Raw genomic sequence first — 13,823 nt, 5'->3', positions numbered from 1 at the left:
ATGGGGACTGTGTTTAGTCGAGCGTTGAAAGCGGCACACCGCTGTCGGTCAGATAGTCGTTCTTGCGGTACCACTGCAGCGTGTCGGAGAGGGTCTGCTCCACGGGCCTGAAATTGCAGCCCAGCTCCCGTGCGCTCTTGTCGTGGCTGAAGTGGGTGCGCCCGCGTTCCTGGGCCATCAGCTTGACCGTCGATGTGCTGATCAGCACCGGCTTGCCGGTGATCAGGTGGTACACCTCGTACACCGAGGCGATCAGGCGCAGCATTGCCAACGGTACTTTGCGTTGGGGGGCAGGCACGCCGCTGACGCTGGACAGGGCCTTGAAAATGCTGCCCATGTCCATGTGGCGGCCGGCGGCCAGGTAGCGTTCGCCGCTGCGCCCTTTCTCGACAGCCGCTACCAGGTGCAGGGCGACGTCGCGGGCATCCACCACCGAGAAGGTTCCAGGCAGTACGCCGGGCAACTTGCGCTGGACGAAATCGAGTAGAAATTGCCCCGAGGATGTCGGTCCGATGTCACCTGGGCCAAACATCCAGCCGGGCAGCACCATGCTGATCGCCATGTCCGGGTGTTTGCGCAGGAACTCATGCACCACCTGCTCGGACAGGATTTTGCTGCGGTAGTAATCATCGGCCCCTTGCTCGGGGCGCGACATGGTCTCGTCGATCAGGTCGTCCGGGCCGCCTTGCAGCACGGCGATGGAGGAAACGTGCACGGCGCGACGAATGCCGGCCTCATAGGCGGCAGTCAGGAGAAGTTCGGTGGCCTTGACGTTAGTGTCATAGAGAACCTGCCAATGCTTGCCGCCTTTGTAACTGTCACGGAAATAAGCAGCGGTGTGCACCAACGTGTCGCAGCCGTGCAAGTGTTGGCTGAACTTTTCGACATCCAACAAGTTGCCTTGTATCCATTCGACCGGCAAGTCGCCAAATTGCTTCCTGGCTTTCTCCACGGAGCGCACCAGTGCTTTGACTTTGATGTTGCGCTGCAAAAGTGTATGTACGGTGTTATTGCCCAATAAACCGGTTGCACCGGTAACAAATGCACATTCCATTGAAAGACCTGCCTGATAACACGCTTTGGTGGGGAGGACCCAGACCTGTGTCCCATGCCCTGTGGGCGGCGCCGGATCCGCGGCTGAAACGATTAAAGACCATTCGGTATTCAAAAATCAAGCGGTATTTAATTTGTCATTAAGGCTCAGTACTAAAGTCTTATTATTTACATAAGTACATGTTTTATAAGGATAAATACTAATGTTTTGGCGATTTTCCAGGCTTGCTCGATGCCTGCTAAAATAGCTAGCAGCATGAAAATTGCTTCAGGGTGACCGTGCTTTTTTGTCAGTGGTACGATGGTCTCAGGTGTGCGGGCCTCGCCTCAGGAGGGTTCGCATAAGGTGACTTGGCCATTATTTTGGAATCATCTACCGAACGCTTTTTCGGGCGGTACATCCCCAACCTCGGAGTGATGGGTTATCATGAGTGTTGAAATAAAATGTAACTTGCTTGTTGTTGTGGGTTTGGGATGCCTGGCCAACTATGCATCCTTTCAGCGTTAAGGTCTGGAGTTTCAAGTGTTGATAAAAACTAGAATGGGTCGAGAAGAAAAACAGCAATATACCCGCGAGAAACTCTTCGAGGCTGCTACCGAACTCATGGTGAGCAAGGGCTATCATGCGGCCAGCGTCAGCGACATCGCAGAAACGGCTGGCTTTTCCAAAGGTGCCTTCTTTTCCAACTTCGCCAGCAAGGCCGATTTGCTGGTGGCGCTGACCCAGCGTTTCAAGGGCGTGGAGATCGACCGTCTGGCCGCTGCGCTGAATTCGGGCGCCTCGGCCGCCGAGCTTAGCCAGGGGCTGGTTGTCTATATCGATAACCTGAAGAACAACAAGGCGTGCGTGATCCTGGACGTGGAACTGCAACTGATCGCTGCCCGTGACGAGTCTTTTGCGCGCCATTACCACGACCTGCACCAGCAAAACAGTGAAGCACTGGGCAGGCTGATCGAGATGATCTTCAACCACCACGGCAAGCACGCACCCATGGAGCGCAGCGTCCTCGCCATGCTGTTCACCGCCTTGTCCGAGGGGTTGGTGCTGCAGGGCCACGAGGACCCGGCCCAACAGATCAAGCTGGTGCTGGACGCCTTGCTGGAACACGCCGCGCCTCTCTGAACGCTGGTTGGACGACGAGCGGTTGCCTGCTAGCAGTGGGATCAATGATAATTAGTTATTGATAATCACTTCTAGATGCCAATGAATCCTGCAATCAGTTGTGTCGGCCACATCCTCGCCATCGAAGACGACCCGGTGCTGGGCGCCTACGTGCACGAGGAGTTGGGCCGCTGCGGGTTCCAGGTGACCTGGTGCCAGAACGGCAGCGACGGCCTGGCCCTGGCCCGCGGCGAAGGCTTCGACGTGGTGCTGATGGACATCCTGCTGCCCGGCATGAACGGCCTGGACGTGCTGCAGCACCTGCGCGAGCACTCGGCCACGCCGGTGATCCTGATGTCGGCGCTGGGCGCCGAGGCTGACCGCATCACCGGCTTCCGCCGGGGCGCCGACGACTACCTGCCCAAGCCGTTCAGCGTCGACGAGTTGCAGGCGCGGGTGGAAGCCATCCTGCGCCGCGTGGCGCTGGAACGGCGGCGTAGCCAGGCACCGCTGCAGCGCAGCGAGGGCGACGGCCTGCACTTCCACGACACGCTGTTCGACGTGACGTTCGCAAGCAAGGCCGCCGGCCTCACCCGCAGCGAATTCCGCCTGCTGGACACGCTCAACCGCAGCGCCGACGAGGTGCTGACCAAGGCCTTCCTCTACCAGCACGTGCTGCAGCGCGGCTACGCCCAGCACGACCGCAGCCTGGACATGCACATCAGCCAGATCCGTCGCAAGCTCAAGGCCGTGGGCTACCTGGCGCGCCAGGTGCGCACGGTGTGGGGCAAGGGCTACGTGTTCACCGCCAACGAGGACGTCTGAGGTGCCGGGGCGTCAGTCGCTGTTCTGGAAACTGGTGGTGCTGCTGGTCGCCTTCTGCCTGCTGATGATCTGGCTGAGCTGGTCGTGGGGGCGCTACATGGAGACCCAGAACGCCTTCCTCTCCCGCGACGCCAAGGCGCTGCTGGCCGACTACGCCGAAGACGCCGAGCGGGCCTGGCAGCAGGGCGGCAGCGCTGGGGTGGATGCCTGGCTGGCGACCATGGCCCGCCGTGAGAAGGGCTGGATGGGCGTGATCGGCCACGACCTGCAGCCGCTGGGCAGCCAGCCCCTGACCGACGCCCAGGCCCAGCGCATGACCTTCCTGCGCGGCCTGGACTGGCCCGTGAGCCGGCGCAGCATGGGCCTGCCGTGGCTGCGCGTGCCGTTCCCCGGCAACCCCCGCGCCGGCAGCCTGGTGATCGAGCTGCCCGAGCGGCTGATGCCCGGCCGCTATGCGCTGCTGTGGCACCTGACCATCACCGGCATCATTCCCGGGGTGTTCACCTTTCTATTGTGCGTGGGCCTGTACCGCCTGTTGATCGCGCCGTTGAACCGCCTGCGCGAACAGGCCAACGCCTGGCGCGCCGACCCGCTGCAAGGGCGCCTGAACGCCCAGGCCACCAGCCGCGCCGATGAGCTGGGTGAGCTGGGCCGCGCCTTCGACCACATGGCCGAACGCCTGCAAAGCACCGTGGCCCTGCAACGCCAGCTGCTGCGCGACCTGTCCCATGAACTGCGCACGCCCCTGAGCCGCTTGCGGGTGGCCGGCGACAGCGAGCAGGACTGCGCGCGCCTGCGCGACCGGGTGCAGCGCGAGGTGCAGGGCATGCAGCGGCTGGTGGACGACACCCTGCAACTGGCCTGGCTGGACACCGAGCGCAACGCCCCGGCCCTGGAACCCATCCAGGTGCAGGCGCTGTGGGACATGCTGGCCGAGAACGCCTGCTACGAGAGCGGCTGGCCCAGCAGCCAGCTGCACTGCGCGGTGAGCGCCGACTGCTGGGTGCAGGGCAACCTCAACGCCCTGGCCCAGGCGCTGGAGAACATCCTGCGCAACGCCATCCGCCATTCGCCGCCGCGCGGCGTGGTCAGCCTGCACGGCCGCCGCGAAGGCGACCAATGGTTGCTGTGGCTGGACGACCAGGGCGGCGGCGTGGCCGAGCGTGACCTGGAGCGCATCTTCCACCCCTTCATTCGGCTGGACGGCTCGCGCCCCGGCGACGGTGGCTTCGGCCTCGGGCTGAGCATCGCGCGCAATGCCCTGGCCCGCCAGGGTGGGGCAATGTGGGCGCAAAACACCGGCGTGGGCCTGCGCCTGAACCTGCGCGTGCCGGCTGCTTATAGTTCAATGGAATAAGTCGCGCACTTTGCGTGATATGGCCTTGGGGCGTTTGCCGGTATGATAGGCGCCCCCGCAGTCCGGATTGCGAAGACGCCATGACCCTGCAGTACCCAACCATCGCCGATTGCGTCGGCAACACGCCGCTGGTGCGCTTGCAGCGCCTGGCCGGCGAGACCAGCAACATTCTCTTGCTCAAGCTCGAAGGCAACAACCCGGCAGGTTCGGTGAAAGACCGCCCGGCGCTGTCGATGATCAGCCGTGCCGAAGCGCGTGGCCAGATCCAGCCCGGTGACACCCTGATCGAGGCCACCTCCGGCAACACCGGCATCGCCCTGGCCATGGCGGCAGCGATCAAGGGCTACAAGATGATCCTGATCATGCCCGACAACTCCACTGCCGAACGCAAGGCGGCCATGACCGCCTACGGCGCCGAGTTGATCCTGGTGACCCGTGAGCAGGGCATGGAAGGCGCCCGCGACCTGGCCGAGCGCATGCAGGCCGAAGGCCGCGGCAAGGTGCTGGACCAGTTCGCCAACGGTGACAACCCCGAGGCCCACTACGTGAGCACCGGCCCGGAGATCTGGCGGCAGACCAACGGCACCATCACCCATTTCGTCAGCTCCATGGGCACCACCGGCACCATCATGGGCACTTCGCGCTACCTCAAGGAGCAGAACCCCAACGTGCAGATCGTCGGCCTGCAGCCGATGGAAGGTTCGGCCATTCCCGGCATCCGCCGCTGGCCCACCGAGTACCTGCCGAAAATCTACCAGGCCGACCGCGTCGACCGTATCGTCGACATGGCCCAGGCCGAAGCCGAGGACGTCACCCGCCGCCTGGCGCGCGAGGAAGGCATCTTCTGCGGCGTGTCCTCGGGCGGTGCCGTCGCGGCCATGCTGCGCCTGTCCCGGGAAGTGGAAAACGCCACCATCGTCGCGATCATCTGCGACCGCGGCGACCGCTACCTGTCCAGCGGCATTTTCGATGCGACCAACTGATGGCTAAGAAGAACGTCGGCCTGCGCTTCCAGCCCACGGGCGGGCAGCGCGCCGTGCAGGTCCCTACCGGCAAGAAACAGCGCCTGGACATCGAGCGCCTGAGCAACGATGGCCGCGGCATCGCCTTCCTCGAAGGCCGCACCTGGTTCGTGCTGGGCGCCCTGGCGGGCGAGCAGGTGGAAGCCCGGGTGCTCAACGCCCACGGCAAGGTGGTGGAAGCACGCACCGAAAAGGTGCTCAAGGCCAGCGCCATGCGCCGCCCCGCATCCTGCAAGCATGCCGACCGCTGCGGCGGTTGCAGCGTGCAGCACGTGCCCCGTGAAGAGCAGCTGGCGCTGAAACAGCGCATGCTCGCCGAGCACCTGCAGCGTGCGGGCAATATCGCCCCGCTGCAGTGGGACGCGCCCCTCACCGGGCCTGAATTCGCCTACCGCCGCCGCGCCCGCGTGGCTGTGCGCTGGGACATCAAGGCGCGCAAGCTCGACGTCGGCTTCCGCGCCGCTGCCAGCCAGGACATCGTCGCCATCGACGAATGCCCGGTGCTGGTACAGCCCTTGCAACCGATCATGAGCGGCCTGCCCGCGGCCCTGGCCGGCTTGAACAAACCCCAGGCCATCGGCCATGTGGAACTGTTCGCCGGCACCGCGCTGTGCGTGCTGGTGCGTCATACCGCAGCGTTGCCCGACGCCGACCTGCAAGCCCTGCTGGCGTTCTGTGCCCAGCACGGCGCGCAGCTGTGGCTGCAAGGCGAAGGCGCGCCGCAACCGGTGGATGCCAACGCCACGCTGGGCTTTGCCCTGGGGCCGTGGGACCTGACCCTGGCGTACCGCCCGGGCGATTTCGTGCAGGTGAACGAAGGGGTCAATACCGCGATGATCGAACAGGCCCTGGCCTGGCTCGAGCCGCAACCCCAGGAGCGCGTGCTGGATCTATTCTGTGGTTTGGGCAACTTCGCCCTGCCGCTGGCCACACGGGTGGCCGAGGTAGTGGCGGTGGAAGGTGTGCAGGCCATGGTGGACCGCGCGCAGGCCAACGCCCTGAGCAACAAGCTGGATAACGTGAAGGTTTTTCAGGCCGATCTGTCCCAGCCGCTGGCTGGCGCCGACTGGGCCGCCGGGGGCTTTTCTGCGGTACTCTTGGACCCACCGCGCGACGGTGCGTTCGAGGTGGTCAGGAACCTGCCGGCATTGGGTGCCAAGCGATTGGTGTATGTGTCCTGCAACCCGGCAACTTTGGCTCGCGACGCGGTCGAATTGATCAAGCAGGGCTACCGGTTAAAACGTGCCGCAATCCTCGACATGTTCCCCCAGACAGCGCATGTCGAGGCGATGGCGTTATTTGAAGCGGACCAGGACGGTCCGTCTAATCCGACTGGTGCTTGAAAGCAAGTCCTTCGCCGGCCCAGCGAAGGTCAAAGCCAGCGATCTGTTGATGCGTTAGCAACGTGTCATAGGGAAGGTAAACAAGATGGTACAGGTGAGAGCACACCAGCCGATCAACACTGACGGCAGTATCAATCTCGATGCATGGCTGGACCACATTGTCAGTGTCGACCTGGCACTGGACCGTGAGGCCCTGAAGGCGGCGTGCGAGTTCGCCCTGCAGGCCGAGCAGCAAGGCAACATGGCCAAGCATTCCTGGGCCGACGGCACGTCGTGTTTCCAGGCCGGCCTGGAAATAGCCGAAATCCTCGCCGACCTCAAGCTGGACCAGGACACCCTGGTGGCCGCGGTCATCTACCGCGCCGTGCGTGAAGGCCGGGTGACCCTGGCCGAGGTGGGCGAGCGCTTCGGCGCCGTGGTCACCAAGCTGATCGACGGCGTGCTGCGCATGGCCGCCATCAGCGCCAGCCTCAGCCCGCGCCAGTCGCTGGTGCTGGGCAGCCAGGGCCAGGTGGAAAACCTGCGCAAGATGCTCGTCGCCATGGTCGACGACGTGCGCGTGGCGCTGATCAAGCTGGCCGAGCGTACCTGCGCCATCCGCGCGGTGAAGAACGCCGACGAGGAGAAGCGCAACCGCGTGGCCCGCGAGGTGTTCGACATCTACGCGCCGCTGGCCCACCGCCTGGGCATCGGCCACATCAAGTGGGAGCTGGAGGACTTGTCCTTCCGCTACCTGGAGCCCGACCAGTACAAGCAGATCGCCAAGCTGCTGCACGAACGGCGGCTGGACCGCGAGCGCTTCATCAGCGACGTGATGACCCAGCTGCAGAACGAGCTGCTGGCCACCGGCGTCAAGGCCGACATCAGCGGCCGCGCCAAGCACATCTACTCCATCTGGCGCAAAATGCAGCGCAAGGGCCTGGAGTTCAGCCAGATCTACGACGTGCGCGCGGTGCGCGTGCTGGTGCCGGAAATGCGCGACTGCTACACCGCGCTGGGCATCGTCCACACCCTGTGGCGGCACATTCCCAAGGAGTTCGACGACTACATCGCCAACCCCAAGGAGAACGGCTACCGCTCGCTGCACACCGCCGTGATCGGCCCCGAGGGCAAGGTGCTGGAGGTGCAGATCCGCACCCACGCCATGCACGAGGAAGCCGAGCTGGGCGTATGCGCGCACTGGCGCTACAAGGGCACCGACGTCAAGTCCGGCTCCAACCACTACGAGGAAAAGATCTCGTGGCTGCGCCAGGTGCTGGAATGGCACGAGGAACTGGGTGACATCGGCGGCCTGGCCGAACAGCTGCGCGTGGACATCGAGCCCGACCGCGTCTACGTGTTTACTCCCGACGGCCACGCCATCGACCTGCCCAAGGGCGCCACGCCGCTGGACTTCGCCTACCGGGTGCACACCGAGATCGGCCACAACTGCCGTGGCGCCAAGATCAACGGGCGCATCGTGCCGCTCAACTACAGCCTGCAGACCGGCGAGCAGGTGGAGATCATCACCAGCAAGCACGGCACGCCGAGCCGCGACTGGCTGAACTCCAACCTGGGCTACGTGACCACGTCGCGCGCCCGGGCGAAGATCGTCCACTGGTTCAAGCTGCAGGCCCGCGACCAGAACGTGGCGGCCGGCAAGACCCTGCTGGAGCGCGAACTCAGCCGCCTGGGCCTGCCCCAGGTGGACTTCGAGCAGTTGGCCGAGAAAGCCAACCACAAGACCGCCGAGGACATGTTCGCCGCCCTGGGTGCCGGCGACCTGCGCCTGGCGCACCTGGTCAATTCGGCCCAGCAGCTGGTGGAGCCGGAGCGCGGCAACGAGCAGCTGGAACTGATACCGCGCAAGTCCAGCACCGGTTACAAGCCGGGCAAGCGCGGCGACATCCAGATTCAGGGCGTGGGCAACCTGATGACGCAGATGGCCGGCTGCTGCCAGCCGCTGCCGGGCGACGCCATCGTCGGCTACATCACCCAGGGCCGCGGCGTGAGTATTCACCGCCAGGACTGCGCCTCGGTGCTGCAACTGGCCGGCCGCGAGCCGGAGCGCATCATCCAGGTCAGCTGGGGCCCGGTGCCGGTGCTCACCTACCCGGTGGACATCATCATCCGCGCGTACGACCGTTCCGGCCTGCTGCGTGACGTCTCCCAGGTGCTGCTCAACGAGCGTATCAACGTGCTGGCGGTGAACACCCGCTCGAACAAGGAAGACAACACCGCGCTGATGTCGCTGACCATCGAGATCCCCGGCCTGGACGCCCTGGGGCGCCTGCTGGGGCGTATCTCGCAGTTGCCGAACATCATCGAGACCCGCCGCAACCGTACCCCATGAAACCCGTAGCAGCGGCCGCAAGGCCGCGTCCGCGGCGCCGCGCAGCTATCTGCGGCGCCGCGGACGCAGCCTTCGGCAGCTGCTACGGAACAGGACAATCCGATGTATAGCCTCCAAGACCTGCTACACCTCATGGCCCGCCTGCGCGACCCGCAACACGGCTGCCCATGGGACATCAAGCAGACCTATGCCACCATCGTGCCCTACACCCTGGAGGAGGCCTACGAGGTCGCCGACGCCATCGAGCGCAGCGATTTCGAACACCTGCAGGGCGAACTCGGCGACCTGCTGTTCCAGGTGGTGTATTACAGCCAGCTGGCCCGCGAGGAAGGGCGCTTCGAGTTCGACGGCGTGGTCGACAGCATCACCCGCAAGCTGATCCGTCGCCACCCTCACGTGTTCCCCACCGGTGACCTCTACGCGCCCCTGGACACCCCGCGCCTGAGCGAGGAGCAGGTCAAGCACCGCTGGGAGGAGATCAAGGCCCAGGAGCGCGCCGAGAAGGCCACGGCCCCTGAGCAGCTATCCCTGCTCGACGATGTGCCCCACGCCTTGCCGGCCCTGGCCCGTTCGGCCAAGCTGCAGAAGCGCGCCGCCGGTGTCGGCTTCGACTGGCCCGAAGCGTTGCCGGTGCTGGACAAGGTGCGCGAAGAACTGGACGAGGTGCTGGAGGCCATGGCCGGCGACGACCAGGCCGCGGTGGCCGAGGAGGTTGGTGACCTGCTGTTCAGCGTGGTCAACCTGGCGCGGCACCTCAAGGTCGACCCGGAAAACGCCCTGCGTGGCGCCAACGGCAAATTCGAGCGGCGCTTCCGTTTTATCGAACAGGCATTGCGCGACACCCACCGTCCCATTGAAGATTGCACCCTGGAAGAATTGGACGCCCTGTGGGGCGAGGCCAAACGTCAGGAAAAGAACCTGCCCAGCTGTGGCTGAGCCCGTTGCATAAGTGAGCCCGTACATGAGCATCTCTCTTCGTGACCAATTGCTGAAAGCCGGTCTGGTCAACCAGAAACAGGTCAAGCAAGCCAGCAAGACCCAGCAGAAACAGAAACGCCTGGAGCAGAAGGGCCAGGTCGAAGTCGACGACACCCAGCAGCGCCTGGCCAAGGAAGCCATGGCCGAGAAGGTCAAGCGTGACCAGGAGCTGAACCGCCAGCAGCAGGAAAAGGCCGAGCAGAAGGCCCGTGCCGCCCAGGTCAAGCAGCTGATCGAGGTGTCGCGCCTGCCCAAGCTGAACACCGAGGACTACTACAACTTCGTCGACGACAAGAAGGTCAAGCGCCTGTCGGTCAACACCCTGATGCGCGCCAAGCTGAGCTCAGGCTCCCTGGCCATCGTGCACCACGCCGGCGGTTACGAAGTGATCCCGCGCGAGGCGGCCCTGAAGATCCAGGAGCGCGCACCGGAGCGTATCGTGCTGTTGAACGTGGTGACCGAAGAGCCGGACGCGGATGACCCGTATGCCGCCTACGTCATCCCGGATGACCTGATGTGGTAAGCCACGCCCGTTAAACAAAACCCCGCCGAGGCGGGGTTTTTTATTGAAGGCAGTAAAGTTGGAAAGGTGACTTACTGCTGGGTGCGTTGCGCTTCCAGGTTTTCCAGTTCGGCCTTATAGCTGTGGGCGTCGTTCTCGTTGTGGAACATGCCGACCAGCAGGTCTTGTTGGTATACGTCCCAGATGCGGATGCCAGCGGCCACGCCTTCGTGAGACATATGTGAATCGTCGCGTTCGGTTACTTTTACAGTCATTTGAAAGCTCCAATTTCTCAAGTTATGCAGCAAGGCTCTGCATGACTCTTTTATAGAATTTGTTAGCTTCCTAAGTAAACACTCGATTTCTGCAAGGGTTTTTTGCAGGAACTGCGCGAATGGCCGAAAGCCCCGGCCCAGACGGCCTGCGGCGGTTTGTCGCACCCTGCATGGGGTTCATGAAAGTATCTTCATATTGTTTTATGGAACAAAAAAAGCCCCGCGAAGGCGGGGCTCTTGGGGGGAGGAGGGACGTTATTCGTCGTCGCCCATGCCCGACTGCAGGTAGTTCTCCAGGCTGACCTTGTCGATCAGGCCCAGCTGGGTCTCCAGCCAGTCGATGTGCTCTTCCTGGTCTTCGAGGATGTCTTCCAGCATTTCGCGGCTGCCGTAGTCGCCGGAGGTTTCGCAGTGGGCGATGGCGGCCTTGATGTCGCCGTGGGCCTTGCGCTCGATCTTCAGGTCGCATTCCAGCATTTCGCGGGTGTGCTCGCCGATCAGGATCTTGCCCAGTTCCTGCAGGTTGGGGATGCCTTCCAGGAACAGGATGCGCTTGATCAGCTTGTCAGCGTCCTTCATGGCCTGGATGGACTCTTTGTACTCGAACTTGCCCAGCTTGTTCAGGCCCCAGTCTTCGTACATGCGCGCATGCAGGAAGTATTGGTTGATGGCGATGAGCTCGTTCCCGAGGATCTTGTTGAGATGCTGGATGACGCTGATATCGCCTTTCATGGTGGGGTCCTGTCCTGGTTGAAGTGTGCCAATTCAGGAAGTTTGAGCCCGACAACTTCGGCTGTCAAACCTAAGTTATTGAATAATATATAAAAATTAATCGGAATAAGAATGTTTGAGTTCTGCATCCAGCGCGTAACTACTTGAATTGCAGGCATAAAAAAACCGGACACTGGGTCCGGTTCCTTTGAATTCGGCGAATCAGGCGGCGGTAAATTCTACCGGGTAGGGCAGGGCGGCCTGGGTGGCTTGCAGTTCGGTGAGGGTTTCACGCACCACCTGCTTGGCCAGGCACGCACATTTGCCACATTGCGAGGCCACGCCCAGGGTCTGGCGGACGTCCTTGTAGCTGCAGCATCCTTCATAGATCGCGTCACGGATCTGACCGTCGGTCACACCTTGGCAGAGGCAAACATACATAGGGGTACACACCGTCGCTGTGTCGTCTTGATGCGGTGAGACTAATCGTAATGAGAATGCTTGTCAAAACAACTTCGCTCTATAAGGCGTGAGGGTCGATGAGCGGTCGTGTCCCATACGCAAACGGCGCCCGAAGGCGCCGTTTGCAAGGAGGCAAGTGCCGATCAATGATCGAAATCTTCCCAGCCGCCCATTTCCTTCCAGCGGTTGACGATGCCGCAGAACAGCTCGGCGGTCTTCTCGGTGTCGTAGCGTGCCGAGTGGGCCTCGCGGCCATCGAAGTCGATGTCGGCGGCCTGGCACGCCTTGGCCAGCACGGTCTGGCCGTAGGCCAGGCCCGCCAGGGTGGCGGTGTCGAAGCTGGAGAAGGGGTGGAACGGGTTGCGCTTGAGGTCGTTGCGCGCCACGGCGGCGTTCAGGAACCCCAGGTCGAAGCTGGCGTTGTGGCCAACCAGCACCGCGCGCTTGCAGCCGTTGGACTTCAGCGACTTGCGGATGCTGCGGAAGATTTCCGTCAGCGCCGACTCCTCGCTGACCGCCATGCGCAGTGGGTGGTCCAGCTTGATGCCGGTGAACTCCAGTGCGGCGGCCTCGATGTTGGCGCCCTCGAACGGCTCCACCCGGAAGAACAGGGTGTGCTCGGGGTACAGGAAGCCCATCTCGTCCATGCCGATGATGGTCGCGGCGATCTCCAGCAGGGCGTCAGTGGCGCTGTTGAAGCCGCCGGTCTCGACATCGACCACGACTGGCAGGTAGCCGCGGAAACGCGCCGCCATGGGGTGGCGCGACGCGCTGCTGCCGCTGTCCAGGTCTTCGTCGAATTGGTCTTCACTCACGCGTTTTGCTCCAGCAGGCGCCAGCGCAGTTTTTCACCGGCGCGCAGCGGGATGACGGATAGCTCGCCGAACGGCAGGCTGGCCGGGGCAGTCCACTCTTCGCGGACCAGGGTGATGGTGTCGGTGTTCACCGGCAGGCCGTAGAAGGCCGGGCCGAACAGGCTGGCGAAGCCTTCCAGCTTGTCCAGCGCGTTGCGCTGCTCGAAGGCCTCGGCGTACAGCTCGATCGCCGCATAGGCGGTGTAGCAGCCGGCGCAGCCGCAGGCCGATTCCTTGGCGTGCTGGGCGTGGGGCGCCGAGTCGGTGCCCAGGAAGAATTTCGGGCTGCCACTGGTGGCCGCGTCCAGCAGCGCCACCTGGTGGGTGTTGCGCTTGAGGATCGGCAGGCAGTAGAAGTGCGGGCGAATGCCGCCCACCAGCATGTGGTTGCGGTTGTACAGCAGGTGGTGCGCGGTGATGGTGGCCGCCACGTTGGCCGAGGCCTCGTTGACGAACTGCACGGCATCGCCGGTGGTGATGTGTTCGAACACCACTTTCAGGGTCGGGAAGCGTTCCACGACGCGGCGCATGTGCTCGTCGATGAATTGCTTCTCGCGGTCGAACACGTCGACTTCGCCACGGGTCACTTCACCGTGCACCAGCAGCAGCATGCCCACTTCGGCCATGGCTTCGAGCACCGGGAAGATCTTGTCGACGCTGGTCACGCCCGAGTCGGAGTTGGTGGTGGCGCCGGCCGGGTACAGCTTGGCGGCGTGCACGAAGCCGCTGGCCTTGGCGGCGCGGATCTCGTCGGGGGTGGTCAGGTCAGTGAGGTAGAGCACCATCAACGGCTGGAACTGGCTGCCGGCCGGGCGTGCGGCCAGGATGCGCTGACGATAGGCGTCGGCTTCCTGGGCGTTGCGCACGGGTGGGACCAGGTTGGGCATGATGATCGCGCGGCCAAAGGTGCGCGCGACGTCGCCGACGGTGTGGGGCAGCACGGCGCCATCGCGAAGATGGATGTGCCAGTCATCGGGACGCAGGAGGGTCAGGCGGTCGGACATTGG

At 63.5% G+C, this 13,823-nt stretch carries 14 protein-coding genes; 8 read left to right on the top strand and 6 right to left on the bottom strand.

Translation table 11 applies throughout. From position 1 onward, the window contains the following. Positions 1-13: 13 nt before the first annotated feature. Positions 14-1,054, bottom strand: a complete 1,041-nt coding sequence (locus tag AC0Z2B_RS05315) for an SDR family oxidoreductase (protein WP_476295440.1) — start codon at positions 1,052-1,054, stop codon at positions 14-16. A 540-nt stretch (positions 1,055-1,594) separates the two neighbouring features. Between AC0Z2B_RS05315 and AC0Z2B_RS05310 the strand changes: the two genes are divergently transcribed. The 8 genes from AC0Z2B_RS05310 to AC0Z2B_RS05275 all read left to right on the top strand — a co-directional run bounded on the left by AC0Z2B_RS05310 (position 1,595) and on the right by AC0Z2B_RS05275 (position 10,535). Next, on the top strand, positions 1,595-2,176 hold the full coding sequence (locus AC0Z2B_RS05310; RefSeq protein ID WP_476295439.1) for a TetR/AcrR family transcriptional regulator: 582 nt from the start codon (positions 1,595-1,597) through the stop codon (positions 2,174-2,176). Positions 2,177-2,257: 81 nt separating this feature from the next. Beyond that, the gene (locus AC0Z2B_RS05305; RefSeq protein ID WP_476295437.1) at positions 2,258-2,980 is read left to right on the top strand and encodes a response regulator transcription factor; all 723 of its coding nucleotides are present in this window, start codon (positions 2,258-2,260) and stop codon (positions 2,978-2,980) included. 1 nt (position 2,981) lies between these two features. After that, complete coding sequence (locus tag AC0Z2B_RS05300) at positions 2,982-4,337, top strand: histidine kinase sensor domain-containing protein (RefSeq protein ID WP_476295436.1); 1,356 nt, start codon at positions 2,982-2,984, stop codon at positions 4,335-4,337. Between the two features lie 80 nt (positions 4,338-4,417). Next, on the top strand, positions 4,418-5,320 hold the full coding sequence (gene cysM, locus AC0Z2B_RS05295; RefSeq protein WP_416426405.1) for a cysteine synthase CysM: 903 nt from the start codon (positions 4,418-4,420) through the stop codon (positions 5,318-5,320). Continuing rightward, a complete protein-coding gene (rlmD, locus tag AC0Z2B_RS05290) occupies positions 5,320-6,702 on the top strand; it encodes a 23S rRNA (uracil(1939)-C(5))-methyltransferase RlmD (RefSeq protein WP_476295435.1) in 1,383 nt (460 codons plus the stop codon). The genes cysM and rlmD overlap by 1 nt, the downstream gene beginning before the upstream one ends. A gap of 85 nt (positions 6,703-6,787) precedes the next feature. Beyond that, on the top strand, positions 6,788-9,034 hold the full coding sequence (relA, locus tag AC0Z2B_RS05285; protein WP_416426401.1) for a GTP diphosphokinase: 2,247 nt from the start codon (positions 6,788-6,790) through the stop codon (positions 9,032-9,034). 102 nt (positions 9,035-9,136) lie between these two features. Continuing rightward, on the top strand, positions 9,137-9,970 hold the full coding sequence (gene mazG / locus AC0Z2B_RS05280; protein ID WP_476295433.1) for a nucleoside triphosphate pyrophosphohydrolase: 834 nt from the start codon (positions 9,137-9,139) through the stop codon (positions 9,968-9,970). A 25-nt stretch (positions 9,971-9,995) separates the two neighbouring features. Beyond that, a complete protein-coding gene (locus AC0Z2B_RS05275; protein WP_416426398.1) occupies positions 9,996-10,535 on the top strand; it encodes a DUF2058 domain-containing protein in 540 nt (179 codons plus the stop codon). Positions 10,536-10,606: 71 nt separating this feature from the next. On the opposite strand, the gene AC0Z2B_RS05270 is transcribed toward AC0Z2B_RS05275, so the two are convergent. The 5 genes from AC0Z2B_RS05270 to pyrC form a co-directional block, all read right to left on the bottom strand. Then, a complete protein-coding gene (locus AC0Z2B_RS05270; protein ID WP_416426396.1) occupies positions 10,607-10,789 on the bottom strand; it encodes a hypothetical protein in 183 nt (60 codons plus the stop codon). A gap of 255 nt (positions 10,790-11,044) precedes the next feature. Continuing rightward, entirely contained in the window at positions 11,045-11,521 is a 477-nt protein-coding gene (bfr, locus tag AC0Z2B_RS05265; protein WP_416426394.1) for a bacterioferritin, read from the bottom strand. 201 nt (positions 11,522-11,722) lie between these two features. Further along, positions 11,723-11,941 (bottom strand): bacterioferritin-associated ferredoxin, encoded by a 219-nt coding sequence (locus tag AC0Z2B_RS05260; RefSeq protein ID WP_008365903.1) that lies wholly within the window; start codon positions 11,939-11,941, stop codon positions 11,723-11,725. A 164-nt stretch (positions 11,942-12,105) separates the two neighbouring features. Then, entirely contained in the window at positions 12,106-12,777 is a 672-nt protein-coding gene (rnt, locus tag AC0Z2B_RS05255; RefSeq protein ID WP_416426392.1) for a ribonuclease T, read from the bottom strand. After that, entirely contained in the window at positions 12,774-13,820 is a 1,047-nt protein-coding gene (pyrC, locus tag AC0Z2B_RS05250) for a dihydroorotase (protein WP_416426391.1), read from the bottom strand. Before pyrC ends, rnt begins: the two co-directional genes overlap by 4 nt. Between the last annotated feature and the right edge of the window lie 3 nt (positions 13,821-13,823).

The sequence above is a fragment of the Pseudomonas sp. GYB4201 genome, from assembly GCF_056312595.1.
This window is presented reverse-complemented; position numbering and strand designations above follow the sequence as displayed.

Excerpts from the sequence above, each read along its gene's own strand:
- AC0Z2B_RS05315 (WP_476295440.1), bottom strand. The coding sequence starts at position 1,054 with ATGGAATGTGCATTTGTTACCGGTGCAACCGGTTTATTGGGCAATAAC.
- AC0Z2B_RS05310 (WP_476295439.1), top strand. The coding sequence starts at position 1,595 with ATGGGTCGAGAAGAAAAACAGCAATATACCCGCGAGAAACTCTTCGAG.
- AC0Z2B_RS05305 (WP_476295437.1), top strand. The coding sequence starts at position 2,258 with ATGAATCCTGCAATCAGTTGTGTCGGCCACATCCTCGCCATCGAAGAC.
- cysM (WP_416426405.1), top strand. The coding sequence starts at position 4,418 with ATGACCCTGCAGTACCCAACCATCGCCGATTGCGTCGGCAACACGCCG.
- rlmD (WP_476295435.1), top strand. The coding sequence starts at position 5,320 with ATGGCTAAGAAGAACGTCGGCCTGCGCTTCCAGCCCACGGGCGGGCAG.
- relA (WP_416426401.1), top strand. The coding sequence starts at position 6,788 with ATGGTACAGGTGAGAGCACACCAGCCGATCAACACTGACGGCAGTATC.
- mazG (WP_476295433.1), top strand. The coding sequence starts at position 9,137 with ATGTATAGCCTCCAAGACCTGCTACACCTCATGGCCCGCCTGCGCGAC.
- AC0Z2B_RS05275 (WP_416426398.1), top strand. The coding sequence starts at position 9,996 with ATGAGCATCTCTCTTCGTGACCAATTGCTGAAAGCCGGTCTGGTCAAC.
- AC0Z2B_RS05270 (WP_416426396.1), bottom strand. The coding sequence starts at position 10,789 with ATGACTGTAAAAGTAACCGAACGCGACGATTCACATATGTCTCACGAA.
- bfr (WP_416426394.1), bottom strand. The coding sequence starts at position 11,521 with ATGAAAGGCGATATCAGCGTCATCCAGCATCTCAACAAGATCCTCGGG.
- AC0Z2B_RS05260 (WP_008365903.1), bottom strand. The coding sequence starts at position 11,941 with ATGTATGTTTGCCTCTGCCAAGGTGTGACCGACGGTCAGATCCGTGAC.
- pyrC (WP_416426391.1), bottom strand. The coding sequence starts at position 13,820 with ATGTCCGACCGCCTGACCCTCCTGCGTCCCGATGACTGGCACATCCAT.